We start from the raw sequence: 19,611 nt of genomic DNA, 5'->3' as shown, positions 1-19,611 counted from the left end.
GCTCTGAAAAGCAGAGCTTGAGGCCTTTTTTTGCGAGGAGCTGCCGGCTCCTGCGCCAACACGCTCAGGACCGTAAGAACGGCATGAGGTCTCATCGGTTCGTCGAGGCTGGCATTGCCGGGGAGTCGAAAGTACCCTGGCTGGTGGAAATGAGGCGCAACGGCTCCACGAGGGAGTCGAAAGTGCCCTGGCTCGATGAGGCGTGGCAAATCGACTCGATGAGGGAGTCGAGAGTACCCTGGCTGGTGGAAACGCGGCGTATCGGCTCCACGAGGGAGTCGAAAGTGCCTTGGCTGGTGGAAATGAGGCGTATCGGCTCCATGAGGGAGTCGAAAGTGCCTAGGCTGGTGGAAATGAGGCGCATCGGCTTCGTGAGGGAGTCAAAAGTACCCTGGCTGGTGGAAATCCGGCGCATCGGCTCCACGAGGGAGTCGAAAATGCCTGGGCTGGTGGAAACGCGGCGTATCGGCTCCACGAGGGAGTCGAAAGTACCCTGGCTGGTGGAAACGCGGCGTATCGGCTCCACGAGGGAGTCGAAAGTACCCTGGCTGGTGGAAATGAGGCGCAACGGCTCCACGAGGGAGTCGAAAGTGCCTAGGCTGGTGGAAATGAGGCGTATCGGCTCCACGAGGGAGTCGAAAGTGCCCTGGCTCGATGAGGCGTGGCAAATCGACTTGATGAGGGAGTCGAGAGTACCCTGGCTAGTGGAAATGAGGCGCAACGGCTCCATGAGGGAGTCGAAAGTGCCCTGGCTGGTGGAAATGAGGCGTATCGGCTCCACGAGGGAGTCGAAAGTGCCCTGGCTCGATGAGGCGTGGCAAATCGACTCGATGAGGGAGTCGAGAGTACCCTGGACGGTGGAAATGAGGCGCAACGGCTCCATGAGGGAGTCGAAAGTGCCTAGGCTGGTGGAAATGAGGTGCATCGGCTTCGCGAGGGAGTCGAAAGTACCCTGGACGGTGGAAATGAGGCGCATCGGCTCCACGAGGGAGTCGAAAGTGCCCTGGCTGGTGGAAATGAGGCGCATCGGCTCCATGAGGGAGTCGAAAGTGCCTTGGCTCGATGAGCGTGGCAAATCGACTCGATGAGGGAGTCGAAAGTGCCCTGGCTGGTGGAAATGAGGCAAATCGGCTCAATGAGGGAGTCGAAAGTGCCTTGGCTCGATGAGCGTGGCAAATCGACTCGATGAGGGAGTCGAGAGTACCTTGGCTGGTGGAAATGAGGCGAATCGGCTCCATGAGGGAGTCGAAAGCGCCTTGGATCGATGAAACGCGGCGTATCGGCTCCACGAGGGAGTCGAGAGTACCCTGGCTGGTGGAAATGAGGCGAATCGGCTCCATGAGGGAGTCGAAAGCGCCTGGGCAGAATGGAGCTGGTCATTCGTTCAGGCTCGTTTGTCGCGGCTGCGGCCCCAGGCATGCCAGAGCCAGTAGACGAGCAGCGGCGTCGGCACCTGGATCAGCCCCCATAGTCCCCAGAACCAGCGGTTGCGGCCATGCCGGGTCGCGTGGACGAACAGCCAGGTGCTTTGGGCGAACAAGGCGGCGAATATCAACACCCACCCATACAGCGGAAATGCGGACAATGCCTCCCAATCCGTTCGGTTCATACGCTTCCCCCTCCGTTCCCGGCTGCTTTTTCGTTGCGCCTGCTCTCGAGCGGCCGCCGCAGCAGGCCGGCCAGCGCGACGAGAGCCAGCACAGCGGCTGTCAGCGCGAGCTGCGCCCCGACGTAGTAGGCCGGAGCCGCTCCGGCCGCCCAGATGCCGGCGGCGAGCAGCACGGCTGCCGCCAGCCAGAAGCGCGCCAGGTCGCGCAGCAGCCGGCGGCGCTGAGCGGCCTGGACCTCGCGCACGAGAGCGAGCATCTGCTGCGGATCGGCCTCCTTTTCCGGCAGCGCTTCATCCATCCGCTTCAGCTCGAGAGAGAGGCGGCGCTCGAACGCTTCCTGCGCCCGTTCCTCGGAGCGATGCTCCTCCCGCCGCGCGGCGTCCGATCCCGCCTGCTCCACGCCCGGCGCTTCATCCTGACCATCCGCGGGCCGCGCGGCGTCCGATCCCGACCGCTCCACGCCCGACACTTCATCCTCTCCTTCCTCCGGCCGCGCGGCGTCCGATCCCGCTCGCTCCATGCGAGGCGCTTCATCCTGACCATCCTCCCGCCGCGCGGCGTCCGATCCGTCTCCTCGCCGCCGCTCCTCCCGCCGCGGCGCCTCGTCCCGGGCCGCTTTTGGACGTTCCTTGTCCTTCATTCCTCCGTCAGCTCCTTCCGCAGCTTGGCGAGTCCGTGATGGACCCGCGACTTGGCCGTGCCGGCGGCAACGCCGGACAGCTTTCCGATCTCCTCATACGAATAGCCGTAATAGTGCTTCAGCAGCACGGCGGCCCGCTGCTCGTCCGGCAAGGCGGCGAGCGCCTCCAGCAGCTCGAGCCGCAGCTCCGGATGGCTGTGCGCCAGCTTCATCCGCTCCGCTTCCGCGTAAGCGGACTGCCGCCGATCCCGCCGCGCTTCCCGCCGCTTCTCATCGAGATAGACGCGGGTCGCGATCGCCAGCAGCCATGTCGAGAACGCGGACTCGCCCCGGAACCGCCCGATGCTCTCCACGGCGCGGATCATCGTCTCTTGTGCGAGATCCTCCGCCAGCGGCCCGCTCAGGCATAGCTTGAGCAGGTACTTGCGCAAAAAGCCGTACTGTTCCCGCAGCAGCTCCGCAATCGCCCCGGCATCGCCCCGCACGGCGCGGCGGAGGCGGGGATCCTCCGTCTGACGTTTGCTCCAAGCTCCGATCTTGACCTTCTCCGCCTCCTTCCGCAGCTCCGGCGGTCAGCCGAGCTTTTCGAGAAATTGATGCCGCTGCGCCAATCGCCGCGCCGAGCGCAGCAGCAGCCAGGCGATCAGCGCGAGAGCGGCAGCCATCAGCAGCATCGCGCCGCTGCCGAGCAGCAGCAGTCCCGTCGCCTGTCCGCCGGCGAGCGCGAGCACCGGCAGCACGACGACGCCTCCGAGCTGGTACGCCTCTTGGAATCCTTTGACCTTGGCCGAGATGAGCATCGTCGCCAGCACGATGACGGCCGTCAGCGCAGGCACGACGAGCAGCATCAGCGGGAGCCAGTTCCACGTCGGGAAGATCAGGCCGCCGAACACCGGGTACGCCAGCGAGTTGACGACGATGCCGTAAAGGAGAAAGCTGCCGAACGTCAGCCCGAGCGCGGGCAGGAGGGCTGACAGCGCCTTGCCGAGCAGCAGCTGGTTCATCGAGATCGGTGCATACAGCAGCCCCTCCAGCGTCTTGCGCTCCTTTTCCCCGGCGAAGCTGTTGGCGGTGATGATGCTGGCGGCCATCGCAGGGATGAGCAGGAACATCGGTGCGAGCAGGTAGGTCAGGGCGAAATACAGCACCCGCTCGATGTCGCCCGGCAGCGGCGCGAGCTGCGCCTGCAGCGCAGGCGGGGCGGACGTGGTCACGAGCTCGAGCAGGAAATCCAAGTTGCCCATGCGGCTCACTCCTTCGGCTCCGGCCGGCAGCGCGGAGAAGCGGACGACGGAGATGAGGATCGCCGGCAGCACGCCTCCGAAGACCAGCGGCACGATCAGCATCGGCAGCCATAGCTGCACGCTTGCCTTGAGCGCGCGCATGTCCTTGAGGGCGATCGCCCAGACGGGACCGAAGCGGCTTTGACCCACGAGTTTTTCATGCCGGCTCATCAAGACTCCTCCTTCCGGATCTGGAAATAGACCGACTCGAGATCGTCGTTCAGGATGCGCGCCTCATACAGGCGGCTTTCCGCGGCCGCCCGGGCGATGAGCGCCGGCAGCTCGCCGTACGACGGCGCCTCGACGACGAAGCGGCCGCTTCGTCCCTCCCAGCCGTCCGCGCGCAGCTCGACCCGCAGGCTGCGAATGTAGCGGGAGCGCAGCTCGTCCAGCGTGCCCTCGGTCTTTTTGACGCCCTGCTCGAGAAAGATATACCGGCTGCAGACGGTTTCCAGCTGGGCGAGCACATGCGAGCAGATGAGCACCGTGACGCCTTCGCGCTCGTTCAGACGGCGCAGATAGCCGAGCACGTCCCGCGTGCCGTCGGGATCGAGCCCGTTCGTCGGCTCGTCGAGCAGCAGCACTGACGGACGGTGCAGCATCGCGCGCGCCAGGCCGAGCCTCTTTTTCATGCCGGTGCTGTACGTCCCGGTCGCCCGATCGAGAAAAGCGTGCAGAGACAGCACGTCGGCCAGCTCCTCGATGCGCTCCTCGGCCGGAATGCCGTACAGGTCCGCATAGAAGCGCAGATTGGCCCGCCCCGTCATGTCCTCGTAAAGGCCCGGCTGCTCCGTAAGCGTCCCGCAGCGACGCCGCACCTCGTCTCCATCCTGCAGCGGACTGAGCCCGTCAACGGAGATCGTGCCTTCTTCCGGCCGCAGCAGGCCGTTCAGCAGCCGGATGAGCGTCGTTTTGCCGGCGCCGTTCGGCCCGATCAGGCCGGTGATCGCTCCGGGCTCGATCTGCGCGCTGAAGTCTTTCAGCGCCGTCTTGTCTCCGAATCGTTTCGTCACCTTGTCGAACCGGATCATAGTCTATCGCCCCCTGTCTTTATTCTGCCTATAAGTCGTCTGCGGGAGCCGATTCGTTCAAAGGGAGGGAAGTTTTTTTAAGAGGGGCTGCCGCTAGAGAAGTCGACTTGGATCCGATTGGAGAAGGGGGAGCGATGGGAGCGGGAACGAGCTTGCAGCCGGCCTGCGAAGTTGGTGGGAAGGCAGGCGGACCTATCGGCAGGGCGAGCGGCGCCGAATCAGACTTTGAGGCGAGCTTCTTGGCCAGCGCGTGCGTCGGATTATCAGCGTCGATTTTACTTGCGATGTAGGCGTTCATGCAAGAGGGAAGACGGAGGGAGTGCAGGAGGAAAGACGGAGGGAGTGCAGGGGGAGACGGACGGAGTGCAGAAATGGGGGGGCCGGGAGCTGGCGGCAGCGATTGCGGCCAGCCGGAAGGGGAAGGCGACGGGGCGCTGAGCTTGGCGCGACCCGTTCGTGACGGTCCCGGCTTTGGGGACGCGCCTGGACCTGGGAGAAGCGCCGATATTCGGGGAATCGCCGCTGCCATGAACCAGTCCGCCGCCGCACCGCGGCCCGAACCGGGCGAATCGAAGGCACAATTGTGCCTTGGTGCCCGCTCCGCAGCCCGAACCGGGCGAATCCAAGGCAGAAAAGTGCCTTGGATCCCGCTGCGCGGCTCGAACCGGGCGAGTCCAAGGCACAAATGTGCCTTGGTGCCCGCTCCGCGGCCCGAACCGGGCGAATCCAAGGCAGAAATGTGCCTTGGTGCCCGCTGCGCGGCCCGAACCGGGCGAATCCAAGGCACAAAAGTGCCTTGGTGCCCGCTGCGCGGCCCGAACCGGGCGAATCCAAGGAACAAAAGTGCCTTGGTGCCCGCTCCGCAGCCCGAACCGGGCGAATCCAAGGCATAAATATGCCTTGGTGCCCGCTGCGCGGCCCGAACCGGGCAAATCCAAGGCACAAAAGTGCCTTGGAGCCCGCTCCGCAGCCCGAGCCCGGCGTCTAGTCCCGCTTCTCCCCGTCATCGCCGGGGTACGGGCGCCGGCTGCGGCTGCCGCCGGAAGCGGCGGCTTGCGGGCGCTTGGCCTTGGCCGGCCGCGAGCGCTTCGGCATCGGCGCGGCTGCGGACGGCTCCGCGGCGGCCTGCTCCTTGCCCCGCCGGGCGCGCCTGCGCGATTCGGCGCGGTCGGTGAGCAGGTCGCCCGTCCAGCCTTTGAACCAGAGCCAGGCGTACAGGCCGGCGGCGAACAGCACGATCGAGGCGCACAGGATCGGGAAGCCCCAGCGGCTGTCGATTCCCGGCAAGTAGCGAAAGTTCACGCCCCACAGCGTGCCGGCGATCGTCGGCGGCACGAACAGCGCGGTGAAGATCGTCAGCGTCTTCATAATGTCGTTGCCGCGGAAGCTGGCGATCGCATCGTCCATCGCGATGAGCGTGTCGATCTCCGACGTGTAGCGGGTGAGCAGCGAGTCGATGCGTTCAAGCTTGTAGCCGAGGCGCTGGAATTCCGGCGTATCCAGAATGGCGTCCACATACGCTTCCTTGACGGAATCCTGCACCTCGCGGATCGGCAGGAACAGATGCGTCCAGTGCAGCAGCTCGTGGCGGCGCTCGAAAATGACGGGCAGCAGGGCGGTGCGGTTGCGGCTGTGCACGGCACGCTCCAGCTCCGTCAGCTTCCGCTCGTAATCGTCGAGGCCGCCGTGGAACGCCTCCAGCAGCGCTCCGAGCAGCACGAGGAACGCCTCGCGCGCGCCTGGGCAGCCTTCCATCCATTCGGCCCAGGACCCCGCCTGCAGCTTGAGCGGCAGGCGCGGGTCCTCGTGCCAGGTGACGAGGCGGGAGCCGCACAGCCAGTAGTGCAGCGGCTGCGGCTCGCTCTCGGCGGCGTCCGGCTGCACCATGAGGGTGCCGGAGAGCAGCGGCTGCTGCCGCTCGTCGAGGCTGAAATGGACCTCGTTGCGGCGGCGGCCCTCCGTCTCGCGGAGCCATGAAGAGCAGAAGGGCAGCTCCGACGCGAGCGCGCGGAGCTGCTCGGCCCGCTGCGCGGCGATCTGCTCAGCCAGGCGTCCGGCCTGCTCCATGGCCGGATCGGCGGGCCGGCGCCGGCCCGCCGAGCGCGACCGGACAAGCGGAGCTTGCCCGTCCGGGAGGAAGGAGCGGGCATGGCGATCGTCCTGGATGACATGCCATTCCCATCCGGCCTTATAGTTGAGCTGGCGATGAATCATGGGCTCCGTCCCCCTCCCGCGCTTGGCGTCGATCTTTCCATCATACCCCGAAGCCGCCGCGCTTAACAACCGGCTCCGTTCCTGCGCAGGCCGCGCCAAAAGGCCGCATCCGACGTTCGGATGCGGCCTTTTGGCGCGGCATGAGGTCGCTACGCCTCGTCGTACGGCTGGCCGTCCTCGGAGAGCAGCCGCTTGAGCTTCTCGATGGCGCGGCGCTGGATGCGCGAGATGCTCATCTGCGAGACGCCGAGCCGATCGGCGATCAGCCTCTGCGGGATGCCTTCCTCGAAGGCGAGCTGCAGCACTTGCTGCTCCTCGGGCTTGAGCTGCTCGAGGGCGGCCTTCAGATCCATCTTTTTGTCCACGGTATCGAAGTCGTCCGCCTGGGAGCCGATCAGCTCCCCGAGCGTCGTCGTGCTCTCGTCCTCCGAAATCGGAGTATCGAGCGAGATATAATGATATAAGTCCCGGCCGCCGAGAATTTCCAGCGTCTCCTCGACGGATAGATCCATGCGCAGGGCGATCTCCTCGATGCGGGGCGAGCGCTCCAGCTGGACGGTCAGCTCGTCGATCGCCTGCTGCACGGCGATGCCTTTTTCCTTGATGCGCCGCGGAACCTGGATATACCAGGATTTGTCCCGCAGGTAGTTTTTCATATGGCCAATGATGCTCTTCATCGCGTACGGCTCGAACTGCACGCCCATCGAGGCGTCGAACTGGGCGAACAGCCGCAGCAGCGCCATCTGGCCGACCTGGTACAGATCCTCGTACAGATCGGGGCGGTTGCGCGCGATCTTGCCGGCCGCCATCTTCACCATCGGCTCGTAATGCGTGATGAGCTGCGTCGCCAGATCGTTGTTCGGGTTGTTCTGATATTCCAGAATAAGGGCTGTTCCTGCCTGGGGAGAAGGGCTGGCCGGTTGCATGCTCATGCCATCTCCCCACTTTTTACCAGACGTTTGGTAAGTACGACCTCCGTCCCTTTTTCGCTCCGCACTTCGACTTCGTCCATGAGAGCTTGCATCAGATAAAGGCCGAGGCCTCCTGCCTGGATGTCGTGAATGGACTTGCCATGGAGCGGCTCGGCTCTCTGGGCGACGGAGGCGGCGTCGAAGCTGTCCCCCTCGTCCCGTACGACGATCGACAGCGCTTCGCCGGCCCGGAGGAAGCTGACTTCCATCTCGCCGGCCGGCTCGCTGTCGGCGCGTCCGGCATAAGCGTACAGGACGGCGTTGTTGCAGGCTTCCGACACGGCGACTTTCATATCCTCGATCTCCTCGTAGGTAAAGCCGACCTTGGTGGCCACTCCGTACAGAGTCAGCCGGATCAGGTCCAGATAGTCGGATTTGGCCGGCAGGCGCAGCGTGATTTTTTCTTCAGCAGTCATGGTTGATTCGGTCCTTTCTGGGCGCCGTAGGCTTCAGGATTTGGTGAGGAAGGAAGTGATTCCGGTCATGTCGAACAGCTTGCGGATGCCGGGCGGAATCGCCTCGACTTCGAACGGGGCGTTTTTGGCGTGCCGGGCTTTCAGGACGGAAACGAAAATGCCGATTCCCGTGCTGTCGATGTATTTAAGGTCGCGCAGGTTGAGGATCAGCTCGCGGTCCGTCAGCTCCATGAGGGGCGCCATCGCGGCGCGCAGCTGGGACGCGGAGTCGAGGTCGAGCTCTCCGCTCAGGTAGACGATGCAGCGGCCTTCCTGAGTTTCGGTGCGTAGTTGGAACTTCTCATTCTGGTTCATAGATCCCTCTCCTGGTTCTGATTGATGATACTTCGGCTTCATTAATAGCTCATAGCAAGATAATAACCCTTCCGAGACGGAATGAAACGGGCGCGGCCTGGGAAAACCGTCCTTTTTTTTGCGTGGAAAGCGGTTTTTCTCCGGCGGCCCCGGGTTAATAGTGCAATAAGCAGGGCGAAACCAAAAGGAGGTCCTATCCATGGACAATCGGAACGTGCAAGTCGAGGAAAGGCATGTGGAGCACAAATCGGACTCGAGCATGGTCGCATCGACGTTCATCAAGTACGCCGCTTATCTCATCATCTTTTTCGGCGTCCTGTACTTCCTGATCCAATACATCATCCCCATGTTCTAGCGCCGGCATCCGGGAGGCCGCCTGACCGCCAGCAGCGGATGGAGGAGCGGCGCCCGGGGAAGCCTATCTTTCACAAGGAGGAGAACGATATGAGCAGAACGATCGGAATTTTCGACAACCAGGAGCAGGCCGTCAAGGCCGTGCAGGCGCTGCGCGACGGAGGCTACGCCGCAGACGAGATCAAGGTCGTCGGGCGGGACCGCGACGCGGTACGCTTCGTCGAAGCGGATACGGACGTGCATGCCGACGAGCTGCAGGAAATTCGGGACGCGCGTGGCGGCGACGGCACCGGCATGCCCGGGACGTTCGTCGTAGGCGCGGCTCCGCTTGGCGGAGGGACGATGTCCGGCACCGGCGTCGCGCCTTATCTCGGCGGAGCCTATCCGGCCGTTGCCGGCGGCTTGATCGACAGCGGCGACACGCCGTTCGAGAACATCTTCAAAGACTTCGGCCTCGGCGAAAGCGATGCGGAAGCTTGCCGCGACGCCGTATCGGAGGGCCGAATCGTCATCATCGCGGACCGCGATGACGGCTCGGACGGCGGTTATGAGGCCGACGGACCGACGGAGGCCGCCCTCGGCGAGGCCGAGACGCTGCTCCGGGCGAACGGAGCGGTCAAGATCCTTTAAGGCACGAGCAGCACGGCATGGCGAAGAGCCTGCGCAGAAGCCATTCTGCCGCGGGCTTTTTGGACTTAGCGGAAACATCCATTGACTGTCCAATCCCTTTAGAAGTAAGATATACATCTGTCAAGAACATCAGAAGGAAAGAGGGGATAGTCCTTGAGCAAGTCCATGCCGGCTGCCGGCGTGCCAGACGCCGCCGCGGCCTCCATCCGCAAAGGACCGATCGTCGCTGCGCTCATCATCGGAGCGTTTGTCTCGCTCCTCAATCAGACGCTCATCAACGTCGCGCTGCCGACGATTTCGGCCGATCTCTCGATCGAGCCGAGCACTGCCCAATGGCTGACGACAGGCTTCATGCTCGTCAACGGCATCCTCGTGCCGCTCAGCGCCTATCTGGTCGGCCGCTTCACGACGCGCCTGCTGTTCCTCGTGTCGATGATCCTGTTCTCCATCGGCACCGTCATCTGCGCGCTCTCCGGACAGTTCCCCGTCCTCATGGCCGGCCGGATCGTCCAGGCTGCGGGAGCGGGCGTGCTCATGCCGCTGATGAACGTCATCTTCCTCTCGATCTTCCCGGTCGAGAAGCGCGGCCAGGCGATGGGGCTCATGGGCATCGCGATGATCTTCGCGCCGGCGGTCGGTCCGACGCTGTCCGGCTGGGTCGTCCAGCATTACGACTGGCAGGTGCTGTTCTATATCGTGCTGCCGATCGCGATCGCGTCGCTGCTGCTCGGAGCCTTTACGATGAAAAACGTGCTGCCGCGCCGCGAGGTGAAGCTCGATTATCTCGGCGTCGTGCTGTCCACGCTCGGCTTCGGCGGCCTGCTGTACGGCTTCAGCGAAGCCGGCACGAAGGGCTGGGACAGCTCGCTCGTGCTGGCGATGCTGGCGATCGGCGCCGTCAGCCTGGTCCTGCTCGTCTTGCGCCAGCTGTCCATCAAAACGCCGATCCTGGAGTTCCGCGTCTTCAAGTTCAACATGTACGCCCTGACGACGGTCATCAACATCCTCGTCACGATGTCGATGTTCGGCGCGATGATCCTGCTGCCGCTCTACCTGCAGAACATTCTCGGCTTCACGCCGATCAAGGCGGGGCTGCTGCTGCTGCCCGGCGCGATCCTGATGGGCATCATGAGTCCGATCACGGGCATGATCTTCGACCGTGTCGGCGCCCGCTGGCTCGCCGTCACCGGCCTTGTCATCACCGTCGTCACGACATTCGAATTCAGCCAGCTGACGGACTCGACGTCCTATCAAGTGCTGATCCTGCTGTATACGGCGCGCATGTTCGGCATGTCGCTGCTCATGATGCCGATCATGACGGCGGGACTCAACCAGCTGCCGCGCGAGCTGCTCGCCCACGGCACGGCGATGTCCAACACGCTGCGCACCGTCGGCGGCGCGCTCGGCACGGCGCTGCTCGTCTCGATCATGAGCAGCCAGGCCAAGCAGCAGGGAGCGGACATGATCCGCCAGGCGGGCATCGATCCGAGCGACGCCGCGAACAAGGCGGCGGTCGCTCATATTACCCAGGAAGCCTATATCCACGGCATCAATTCGGCTTTCCTGCTGGCCACGTGGATTTCGGCCGCGGCGCTCGTGCTGGCGTTTTTCATCCGCAAGACTTCGCCGCAGGAAGCGGTCGTGCAGTCGGTGCCGGCCGCCGCGGTTGCCGGCCACGCTCCGACGGAAGGCAAGCTGGAGGGATAAGGTCCATGCTGGGAAAAGGAAAGGCTCGCGCGATGCGCGGGCCTTTTTGATGGGTAAAAATGGATGAACAGGCCGCTGCGCCAGCTCGAGCCGAATGGGACGAATAGGCCGCTGCGCGATCCGAGCCGAATGGGACGAACAGGCCGCTGCGCGATCCGAGCCGAATGGGACGAACAGGCCGCTGCGCGTGCCGAGCCGAATGGGACGAACAGGCCGCTACGCGAGCCGAGCCTTTCTCCGATTCCACTGGAAGCCGGATGCCCTGATTTCCTGACCTCCTAGGCGGAGGCCATCCGTCTTCCAAGAGGACCGCTGCCGCTTCTCCGAAAGGCATCGTCTCGCTCCGCTTCCTTCGTCCCGGCGCCCGCCTTCACCCCCTTTTTATAGGGGGTGGACCACGTCTCCCGCAGACCCGGGAGACGGCAGTCTCCATTGCGCCCAACGCTTACTAGCCAAGCGAGTTGGCGTGCTCTTACCAATCACCTGCTCGTGCCTGCATAGCTGCCACTCGCTTGTTGCCAACTCACCTTTGGTCTCGGAGGCGCGAAATCGAGCCCGTAAGTCGAAAAAATCGAGTTAGCCGGCGCTTGGGGCGCGAAGTCGAGTCAGTAAGTCGAAAAAATCGAGTTAGCAGGCTCTTGGGGCGTGAAGTCGAGTCAGTAAGTCGAAAAAATCGAGTTAGTTGGAATGCGGGTCGGAGGAAGGGAGCGCAGTTACGCGGAAAAACCGAGCAACTCGGGTAGGAGAAGGCCCAAGCGGTCGGAGTTACACGGAAAAACCGAGCAACTCGGGTGAGAGGAGGCCCAAGCGGTCGGAGTTACGCGGAAAAACCGAGCAACTCGGGTGGGAGGAGGCCCAAACGGACGCAGTTACGCGGAAAAACCGAGCAACTCGGGTAGGAGGAGGCCCAAACGGTCGCAGTTACGCGGAAAAACCGAGCAACTCGGTCGTGCAGACGGACAGGGGCGGTAGCAATTAGTCAGCGGAGCGGGTTGGATGAGCTTTTGCTTGCAAGGGCGGAGGCCTCCTCGCGAAGAAGCAACGTAGGCTCAAGGACCAGCAGTGAAGCGAACGGGGAGCTCGTGGAGAAGCGGCAGCGGTTCCCTTGGAGGCCGGATTCCACCCCAGCTGGGGAATGGGATCAAAGGAATCTGGGCTCCAGGGAGATCGGAACGAGCCCCCGTCCCGCGAAGCGAATACGGTCCTGGCCTGCGTTCGCGAAGCGATTACGGTCCTGGCCTGCCCCCGCGAAGCGAATACGGTCCTGGCCTGCCTTCGCGAAGCGAATACGGTCCTGGCCTGCCTCCGCGAAGCGAATACGGTCCTGGCTCCGCCCCCGCGAAGGGATCGCGGTCCTGGCTCCGCCCCCGCGAAGGGATCCCGGTCCTCCCCCGCCTCCGCGAAGGGATCGCGGTCCTGCCTCCGTCCCGCGAAGGGATCGCGGCCTGCCCCCGTCCCGATCCGCCGATCCGTGAAAGCGGGCCGGGCCTTCCGCCGATTTTGCTCTTTTCGTCTTGCAGCCCCCGTCCCGCTCGGTTGCACCGCTGAGCAGCTACTGAAGGGAGGGGCGGGAAAGCCCGACAATGGCCTCCATCGGATGCGACTCGCCCCGGATCAGATCGCGAAGCAGATGCGCCGCCATCATGCTGTAGACGGTGCCGTTGCCGCCGTAGCCGAGGCAGTAATAGACGCCGTCGCGCTCCGGATCGCGGCCGATGAACGGCAGGTTGTCCCGCGACTCGCCGAAGGCCGCGCTCCACTCGTAGTCGAGCGTGCTGTCGAGCATGGGGAACAGCTCCGCCAGCTGCCGAGACAGCTTGGCGATCCGCTTCTGGCGGGCCGCCTCGCCCTGCACCGGGTCGGGACGCTCCTCGTCGAGGCCGCCGATGACGATCCGGCCGTCGACGGTCGTGCGCAGGTACAGGTACGGCCGCGCCGTTTCCCACAGCATCATCCCTTGATGCCAGGGCTCCAGCGACTGCTGGACCGGCGTCACGCCGGCAAAGGAGCGGTTGATCGCGGCCTTGATCAGCTGCCCGCGCAGCTCCTCCGGCTCGTAGCCGACCGCATAGATGACATGCTTCGCCTCGATGCTCGCGCCGTCGGCCGTCTCGAGCACCTGCTTGCCGCCGTTCAAGCGGTGGAGCGCGATCTCCGTCCGCTCGCAGATGAGCAGTCCCGCATTCACCGCGGCGTTCGCCATCGCTTGCACGAACTGGAACGGATTCACCTCCGCGTCGCCGGCTGTGACGATCGCGCCCGGCTTGGAGAACGGGAAGCGGGAAGCGATGTCCTGCGGCTCCCAAAAATGGACCGGGAAGCCGTGTTCCCGCAGCGCCTCGTATTCCTTGCGCAGCTTGGGCAGATCCTGCTCGCTGCTGGCATAGTAAAGGCTGCTCCGGCGGCGGAAGCCGATGTCTCCCGGCAGCGTGGAGGCGGTCAGAGCCAGCTGCTCGACGGCATGCAGGCATTCCCGGTAGAAGCGCACGGCGTCGGTGCGGCCGATCTGCTCGATCAGCTCCGTCAGCATGACGTCATTGGAAAATTGCAGCAGCCCCGTATTCGCCGACGTGCTCGCTCCAGCTACGGCATCCCGCTCCAGCACGCAGGCGGAAATGCCGCTGCGCGCGAGCACGAGGCCGCAGCAGATGCCGGACATCCCGCCGCCGATGATGGCGACTTCGACTTGCTGCTTGCCCGCCAGAGGCGGATAGGACTCGACATGGGTCATCGTCAGCGGCCAAAACAGCTTGCCGGCATGGTGGTCGTTCATGGACAGATCATCTCCTGGTCATAATATAGCCCATCCGGCGAATCGGCTATGCGCGGTTATCGCGAGCGCCCGCTCCCGACATCGGGACCGGGCAAGCGGCAAAAGCCCCGCCCTCATCCATGAATAGATGGATGAGGGCGGGGCTTCGCAGAGCGCGGCTTTACTCCTGGACGGGATCGGGCACGAGTCCATCCTGCTCGAGCTCGGCATTGGTGCGCACGCGCTCCATGTCGTTGCCGAGCCGCTTCATGTCATCCACGTCCTGTACCATCGACCCGTTCTCGGCCTCGTCGACGTCCCGGTGGGGAGCGCCGGCCTGTCCGTCGCGGATCGGACCATTGTCCTTGGATTCAGGGCTGCTCATCGGAATCGCTCCTTTAGTTGGAGAAGCCGGCTCCGCTGCTGTCGTTCTTGAACACGTTGGCGGAAGCCTGCGCGTCCTTCTTGTTCGCCTCGGCCTCTTCCTTGATGTTGTCGACGTGGCGGCTCGCTTCGGAAGACACCTGCTGGGCATGATCCTTCACGTCCGCGATCGCTTCCTTCGTCTCGGAGACTGCCGTCGCCGCCGTCTCCTTGATGGCGTCCTGATGGACGAGAGCCGCTTCCTTCGCCTTGGCGGCGAGCTCCTGCACCTTGGTGCCGATAGCGGAAGCCTTTTCGCCGGCTACGGCGGCCGTCGACTTGGCCTGCTCGGCGAGCAGCGCGCCTTGCTTCTTGGCGTAATCCGCCGCGTCCGAGGACTTGCGGGCCAGATCCGTACGGAGCTCCTTGCCCGATTTAGGGGCGAACAGGAGGGCTGCCGCCGCGCCGATCGCGCCTCCGATCAGAATGCCTTTCGTTACGCCTCCGCCTTTAACGGTTTCGTTTGCCATGACCGTTCATCTCCTTTAATTCGTCGTTGAAGATAGATAACCGCTATTCGTTTCGTTGAAACGAGTACGGTGGTGCTTGGACGAATCGGACTGGTATAATGGATTGCCGGCTGCTCGGACGTCACCCGTCCGAGGAATCGGGAATACATCGGTAGAAGATCATCGGCACGATCAAAGAAAGGAAGCCTGACGCAGATGGACTACACGCAACAGCATCATCCCGGCGTGCCTCTCTCCGGCACGACGCGAGGACAATGGGCTGAAAACATCCATACCGGCCGCATCGCGGTCGTCGACGCCTCGGGCCGCCTGCTGGCAGCCGCAGGCGATCCCTACGCCGAGGCGTTCATGCGCTCGACCGCCAAGCCGGTGCAGGCGGCTCCGTCCATCGCGGCCGGCCTCATGGAGCGCTTCGGGCTCCCGGAGGAGGCGATCGCCCTCATGTCGGCCTCGCATCGCGGAGCGCCGGAGCATATCGCGCTGCTGGAGCGCATGCTGGAGCTGACGGGAGTGCGGGAGGAGCAGCTCGCCTTCCACGACGACCTGCCGCTCGGACGGCATGAGCGCGACGAGGCGATGCGGGCCGGAGCCGCGCCGCGCAAGCTGTATCATACCTGCTCGGGCAAGCATGTCGGCCTGCTCGCTTACTGCCGGATGATGGACTGGCCGCTCGAAGGCTACACGAACCCGGAGCATCCGCTGCAGCAGCGGATGCTGGAGGCCGTCGCAGCGTTTGCGGATCTGGAGCCGGAAGAGATCGGCCGCGCGGTCGACGGCTGCGGCTTGCCGGTATTCCGGCTGCCGCTCGAGGCGATTGCGCTGACGTACGCGCGGCTCGCGCTGCCGGAAGCCGCGATGGCGGACGACGAGGCGCTGCCCGCCGCCAGGCGCGTCGCGGAGGCGATGCTGGCGCATCCCGCCCTCGTCGAGGGCGAGGGCAGGCTCGCGAGCGTGCTGCTGGAGCATGGCATTCTCGCAAAAAGCGGCGCCCAGGGGATGTTCGCGCTGGCGATTCCGCAAGCCGGAATCGGCGCGGCGATTCAAGTCGACGACGGCGGAGAATCCGCCTGGCCGGTCATCGCGGCGGAGCTGCTCGACCAGCTGCGCGGCAGCCTGGACCTCGCCGGGGTGCTCCCGGAGGATCGGATCGACTTGGAGCGGCTGCTGTCCGCTGCGGCCGAAGGCGTGCGGGCCCAGTTCCCGGAAGTGATGGTCAGCTCGACGGGCGTCGAGACCGGCCGGCTGCGGCCGGCCTTCGAGCTCGAATGGAGCAGCGGCTTGTAACGAAAGAAGCTGTCCCGGGCGGGACAGCTTCTTTTTGCGGACTGCAATTCAAAGCGGGATGGAGGTCAGGAGCCCCATACCGACTGCCTGTACTCGCTCGGCGATTCGCCGTAGAAGCGGCGGAACTGCCGCGAGAAATAAAGCGCGTCCTGCAGGCCGACGGAGGAGGCGATCTGCTCGACCGTCAGATCCTTGCGCTCGCGCAGCATGAGCCGGCCTTTGTCGATGCGCAGCCGCAGCAGGTACGAGACCGGCGTCGCGCCGGTATGGCGCTTGAACACGCGGGACAGGTACGCGCGGCTGTAGCCGAGCGACTCGGCGATGCCTTCCATCGTGACGGGCTCGGCATACTGCGTCGACAGCAGCCGCAGCAGCGCGCGCACGAGCGCGTTGTCCTCCTCCGCGCCGCCCGGCGCATCGCCGGGCTCGTCGCGGCGCGCGCAGGCGCGGGCGATCTCGCCGAGCGCCAGCTGCAGGCCGCCCGCCGCGGCGAGCTGCGCTCCCGCCGGCTGGCGCAGGGCGTCCATCGCCAGCCGCAGGGCGGCGGCCGGCCGGCGGCTGCGCCCCGTATCGGCGACCGTCCGGCCCGCGCCGAAGGCGGCGGCCGCCTCGGCCGCCCAAGGCCCGCGAAAGGCGATCCAGCGGTACGCCCACGGATCGGCGCGGTCGGCCTCGTAGGAGACGAGCTGCTCCGGCTCGATCAGGAACGACTGGCCGGCGCCGAGCTCATGCTCGGCGCCGCCGCCCGTGAAGCGGCCGCGGCCGGACAGCACATGATGGAGCAGGTAAAAGTCGTACACCTTCGGGCCGATCCGATGACCGGGCCGCGTCTGGCCCTCGCCGGCAAACAGGATCTCCAGCGGCTGTCCGGCGCCCGTCTCCGCGCTGGACGCGACGCGATAGTAGAATTCCTTCACTCGCAAGCGCCTCCTTTATAAGGTAGATTGTATCCGCGACGGGCCTGATTGAACAGAAGAAGTCACATATATCCATATTCAGTTCACATGCTGCCATTCCGTGCGAGCTTTGCCGGACGTATACTGAGACTGTAACGAGCGTCGCGGCAAGCATGAAAGGCGCGGCCCGGAGCCGGAGAGGCAAGGCCGCTCGGGCCCGATTTGTCTATAATGACCAATTCCGAGAAAAGGATGATTGAACATGGCGGATTTGAAACAGCTGACGGATTCGTTCCTGACTTTGTTTGGCGGCGAGGCGGAGAACATCCGCTTCTACCAGGCTCCGGGCCGGGTCAATCTGATCGGCGAGCATACCGACTACAACGGCGGCTACGTCTTCCCGGCCGCGCTCACGTTCGGCACGACGCTGCTGCTGCGGCCGCGGGAGGACCGCCTGCTGCGGTTCGCCTCGACGAACTTCCCGGACAAGCGGTTCGACGTGGCGCTGGACGGCATCGCGCATCGCGAGGAGGACGACTGGAGCAACTATCCGAAGGGCATCGTCCATGAGCTGCAAAAAAGCGGACGGGGACCGGAGAAAGGCTTCGACCTGCTCTACCATGGCGAGATTCCGAACGGCTCGGGCTTGTCCTCCTCCGCTTCGATCGAGGTCGTCACCGGCTACGCGCTGCTGACCGAAGGCGGGCATCCGGTCGACCTCACCGAGCTGGCGCTGCTGGCGCAGCGGTCCGAGAACGAGTTCAACGGCGTGCAGTGCGGCATCATGGACCAGTTCGCCGTCGCGAACGGCCGCGAGGGCCAGGCGATGCTGCTGATGTGCGACACGCTCGAGTTCCGCCACGTTCCGTTCGAGTCGGGCGACCATGTGCTCGTCATCGGCAACACCAAAAAACGGCGGGGACTCGTCGACTCCAAGTACAACGAGCGGCGCGCCGAATGCGAGCAGGCCGTGCAGGAGCTGCGCTCCGCCTATCCGGAGCTGACGCTGCTCGGCCAGCTGACGCCGGAGCAGCTGCGCGCGGAGGAGAGCCGCATCGCCAGCGAGACGGTGCGGCGCCGCGCGCGGCATGTCGTCGAGGAGATCGACCGCGTGCTGCAGTCGGTCGACGTGCTGGAGCAGGGCGATCTGGCGGCTTTCGGCCGGCTGATGAACGCCTCGCATGACTCGCTGCGCGATCTGTACGAGGTGACGGGCCGCGAGCTCGACGCGATGGTCGACGCCGCGCGCAAGGTGCCGGGCGTGCTCGGCTCGCGCATGACGGGCGCCGGCTTCGGCGGCTGCACCGTCTCGCTCGTCCATAAGGACAGCGTGGACCGCTTCCGCGAGCAGGTCGGAGCCGAGTACGCCGCGGCGACGGGGCTGCAGGCGGACTTCTACGTCTGCTCGATCGGCGACGGCGTGTCCCGGATCGACGTCTAGCCTTCGCGGACCATATGCCGGAGGCGGGGTTTGTCGTATGATCGTAGAGGCGGCAAGCCTGGCAGAGACCGCATGAGCTTGGGAGAGGAGAGATCAGCATGGCAGTTCTGGTAACGGGAGGCGCGGGCTATATCGGCTCGCATGCCGTAGCCGCGCTTTTGGAAAAGGGAGAAGAGGTCGTCGTCGTCGACAACCTCCAGCAGGGCCACCGCGAGGCCGTCACAGGAGGACGCCTGTACGAGGGGGATCTTCGCGACGAGGAGCTGCTGGACCGCATCTTCCGCGAGAATGAGATCGACGCGGTCATCCACTTCGCGGCGAACTCGCTCGTCGGCGAGAGCATGAAGCTGCCCGGCAAGTACTACCACAACAACGTATACGGCACGCTCTGCCTGCTGGAGGCGATGAACCGCGCCGGCGTGAAGCGCATCGTGTTCTCCAGCACGGCCGCGACGTACGGAGAGCCGGAGAGCGTCCCGATCCGCGAGAGTGACCGGACCGAGCCGACCAACGCCTACGGCGAGACGAAGCTCGCGATGGAGAAGATGATCCGCTGGTTCGAGACGGCCCATGAGTTCCGCTACGTCTCGCTGCGGTACTTCAATGCGGCCGGCGCGCACGAGAGCGGCAAGATCGGCGAGGACCACGATCCGGAGACGCATCTCATTCCGATCGTGCTGCAGACGGCGCTTGGCCAGCGGCCGCATATCTCGGTATTCGGCGAAGACTATCCGACCGAGGACGGCAGCTGCGTGCGCGACTACATCCATGTCAGCGACCTGGCGGACGCGCATATCCTTGCGGTCGAGCGGCTGCGCAGAGGCGAGGCGAGCGCCGTCTACAACCTCGGCAACGGGCACGGCTTCTCGGTCAAGCAAGTGATCGACATCGCCCGCCGCGTGACCGGACGCGAGATTCCGGCCGTCATCGAGCCGCGCCGCTCCGGCGACCCGGCGGTGCTGATCGCCTCCTCGGAAAAGGCTCGCGCCGAGCTGGGCTGGAATCCGCATCGCAGCGATCTGGAGGCGATCATCGCCTCCGCCTGGGCCTGGCACCAGTCCCGTCCGCAAGGGTACCGCGGCTAAGGCGTGCAGGCAAGCACGCCCTAGTCCGGCCCGTTCCATCTAGAAAGGAG

The 19,611-nt window shown here is 64.8% G+C and carries 20 protein-coding genes; 7 read left to right on the top strand and 13 right to left on the bottom strand.

What is annotated here, in order from left to right; translation table 11 throughout:
* Positions 1 to 83: 83 nt before the first annotated feature.
* On the top strand, positions 84 to 1,088 hold the full coding sequence (locus tag NYE40_RS19155) for a hypothetical protein (protein WP_146000463.1): 1,005 nt from the start codon (positions 84 to 86) through the stop codon (positions 1,086 to 1,088).
* 296 nt (positions 1,089 to 1,384) lie between these two features.
* On the opposite strand, the gene NYE40_RS19150 is transcribed toward NYE40_RS19155, so the two are convergent.
* The 9 genes from NYE40_RS19150 to NYE40_RS19110 all read right to left on the bottom strand — a co-directional run bounded on the left by NYE40_RS19150 (position 1,385) and on the right by NYE40_RS19110 (position 8,519).
* Entirely contained in the window at positions 1,385 to 1,609 is a 225-nt protein-coding gene (locus tag NYE40_RS19150) for a hypothetical protein (RefSeq protein ID WP_043112096.1), read from the bottom strand.
* A complete protein-coding gene (locus NYE40_RS19145) occupies positions 1,606 to 2,250 on the bottom strand; it encodes a DUF5345 family protein (RefSeq protein WP_028600763.1) in 645 nt (214 codons plus the stop codon). The genes NYE40_RS19150 and NYE40_RS19145 overlap by 4 nt, the downstream gene beginning before the upstream one ends.
* Positions 2,247 to 2,735 carry a sigma-70 family RNA polymerase sigma factor gene (locus tag NYE40_RS19140; protein ID WP_255309803.1) on the bottom strand — a complete coding sequence of 163 codons (489 nt, stop codon included), beginning with the start codon at positions 2,733 to 2,735 and terminating at the stop codon, positions 2,247 to 2,249. The genes NYE40_RS19145 and NYE40_RS19140 overlap by 4 nt, the downstream gene beginning before the upstream one ends.
* Before the next feature lie 87 nt (positions 2,736 to 2,822).
* Positions 2,823 to 3,704, bottom strand: a complete 882-nt coding sequence (locus tag NYE40_RS19135) for an ABC transporter permease subunit (RefSeq protein WP_028600765.1) — start codon at positions 3,702 to 3,704, stop codon at positions 2,823 to 2,825.
* Entirely contained in the window at positions 3,704 to 4,564 is an 861-nt protein-coding gene (locus NYE40_RS19130; protein ID WP_339278794.1) for an ABC transporter ATP-binding protein, read from the bottom strand. The genes NYE40_RS19135 and NYE40_RS19130 overlap by 1 nt, the downstream gene beginning before the upstream one ends.
* Positions 4,565 to 5,548: 984 nt before the next feature.
* Positions 5,549 to 6,778 carry a magnesium transporter CorA family protein gene (locus NYE40_RS19125; protein ID WP_052333669.1) on the bottom strand — a complete coding sequence of 410 codons (1,230 nt, stop codon included), beginning with the start codon at positions 6,776 to 6,778 and terminating at the stop codon, positions 5,549 to 5,551.
* A gap of 149 nt (positions 6,779 to 6,927) precedes the next feature.
* The gene (locus NYE40_RS19120; protein ID WP_028600767.1) at positions 6,928 to 7,710 is read right to left on the bottom strand and encodes a sigma-70 family RNA polymerase sigma factor; all 783 of its coding nucleotides are present in this window, start codon (positions 7,708 to 7,710) and stop codon (positions 6,928 to 6,930) included.
* A complete protein-coding gene (gene rsbW / locus NYE40_RS19115; RefSeq protein ID WP_028600768.1) occupies positions 7,707 to 8,165 on the bottom strand; it encodes an anti-sigma B factor RsbW in 459 nt (152 codons plus the stop codon). The genes NYE40_RS19120 and rsbW overlap by 4 nt, the downstream gene beginning before the upstream one ends.
* A gap of 33 nt (positions 8,166 to 8,198) precedes the next feature.
* A complete protein-coding gene (locus NYE40_RS19110) occupies positions 8,199 to 8,519 on the bottom strand; it encodes an STAS domain-containing protein (protein WP_028600769.1) in 321 nt (106 codons plus the stop codon).
* Positions 8,520 to 8,718: 199 nt separating this feature from the next.
* On the opposite strand from NYE40_RS19110, the gene NYE40_RS19105 reads away from it, so the two are divergent.
* The 3 genes from NYE40_RS19105 (at position 8,719) to NYE40_RS19095 (ending at position 11,210) form a co-directional block, all read left to right on the top strand.
* On the top strand, positions 8,719 to 8,874 hold the full coding sequence (locus NYE40_RS19105; protein WP_164820196.1) for a hypothetical protein: 156 nt from the start codon (positions 8,719 to 8,721) through the stop codon (positions 8,872 to 8,874).
* Between the two features lie 89 nt (positions 8,875 to 8,963).
* Positions 8,964 to 9,503, top strand: a complete 540-nt coding sequence (locus tag NYE40_RS19100; protein WP_028600770.1) for a general stress protein — start codon at positions 8,964 to 8,966, stop codon at positions 9,501 to 9,503.
* A gap of 165 nt (positions 9,504 to 9,668) precedes the next feature.
* Complete coding sequence (locus tag NYE40_RS19095; protein WP_052333671.1) at positions 9,669 to 11,210, top strand: DHA2 family efflux MFS transporter permease subunit; 1,542 nt, start codon at positions 9,669 to 9,671, stop codon at positions 11,208 to 11,210.
* Between the two features lie 1,552 nt (positions 11,211 to 12,762).
* Here the strand turns inward: NYE40_RS19095 and NYE40_RS19090 are convergent.
* From NYE40_RS19090 to NYE40_RS19080, 3 genes are all read right to left on the bottom strand, one after another.
* A complete protein-coding gene (locus NYE40_RS19090) occupies positions 12,763 to 13,983 on the bottom strand; it encodes an FAD-binding oxidoreductase (RefSeq protein ID WP_028599476.1) in 1,221 nt (406 codons plus the stop codon).
* A 160-nt stretch (positions 13,984 to 14,143) separates the two neighbouring features.
* Positions 14,144 to 14,347, bottom strand: coding sequence for a hypothetical protein (locus tag NYE40_RS19085; protein WP_043111523.1), 204 nt, complete (start codon positions 14,345 to 14,347; stop codon positions 14,144 to 14,146).
* A 13-nt stretch (positions 14,348 to 14,360) separates the two neighbouring features.
* Positions 14,361 to 14,855 carry a YtxH domain-containing protein gene (locus NYE40_RS19080; protein WP_052333375.1) on the bottom strand — a complete coding sequence of 165 codons (495 nt, stop codon included), beginning with the start codon at positions 14,853 to 14,855 and terminating at the stop codon, positions 14,361 to 14,363.
* A 195-nt stretch (positions 14,856 to 15,050) separates the two neighbouring features.
* On the opposite strand from NYE40_RS19080, the gene NYE40_RS19075 reads away from it, so the two are divergent.
* Positions 15,051 to 16,139, top strand: a complete 1,089-nt coding sequence (locus tag NYE40_RS19075; protein WP_052333376.1) for an asparaginase — start codon at positions 15,051 to 15,053, stop codon at positions 16,137 to 16,139.
* A gap of 65 nt (positions 16,140 to 16,204) precedes the next feature.
* Here NYE40_RS19075 and NYE40_RS19070 read toward each other — a convergent pair whose 3' ends face one another.
* Positions 16,205 to 17,056 (bottom strand): helix-turn-helix domain-containing protein, encoded by an 852-nt coding sequence (locus NYE40_RS19070; protein WP_101808083.1) that lies wholly within the window; start codon positions 17,054 to 17,056, stop codon positions 16,205 to 16,207.
* A 241-nt stretch (positions 17,057 to 17,297) separates the two neighbouring features.
* Between NYE40_RS19070 and NYE40_RS19065 the strand changes: the two genes are divergently transcribed.
* Entirely contained in the window at positions 17,298 to 18,476 is a 1,179-nt protein-coding gene (locus NYE40_RS19065; RefSeq protein ID WP_339278793.1) for a galactokinase, read from the top strand.
* A 98-nt stretch (positions 18,477 to 18,574) separates the two neighbouring features.
* Positions 18,575 to 19,561: a UDP-glucose 4-epimerase GalE gene (gene galE / locus NYE40_RS19060; protein ID WP_028598520.1), complete on the top strand. Its 987-nt coding sequence runs from the start codon at positions 18,575 to 18,577 to the stop codon at positions 19,559 to 19,561.
* Positions 19,562 to 19,611: the final 50 nt, after the last annotated feature.

The sequence above is a fragment of the Paenibacillus sp. FSL W8-1187 genome (genome assembly GCF_037965485.1).
Taxonomy (GTDB): Bacteria; Bacillota; Bacilli; order Paenibacillales; family Paenibacillaceae; genus Paenibacillus_O; species Paenibacillus_O pasadenensis.
This window is presented reverse-complemented; position numbering and strand designations above follow the sequence as displayed.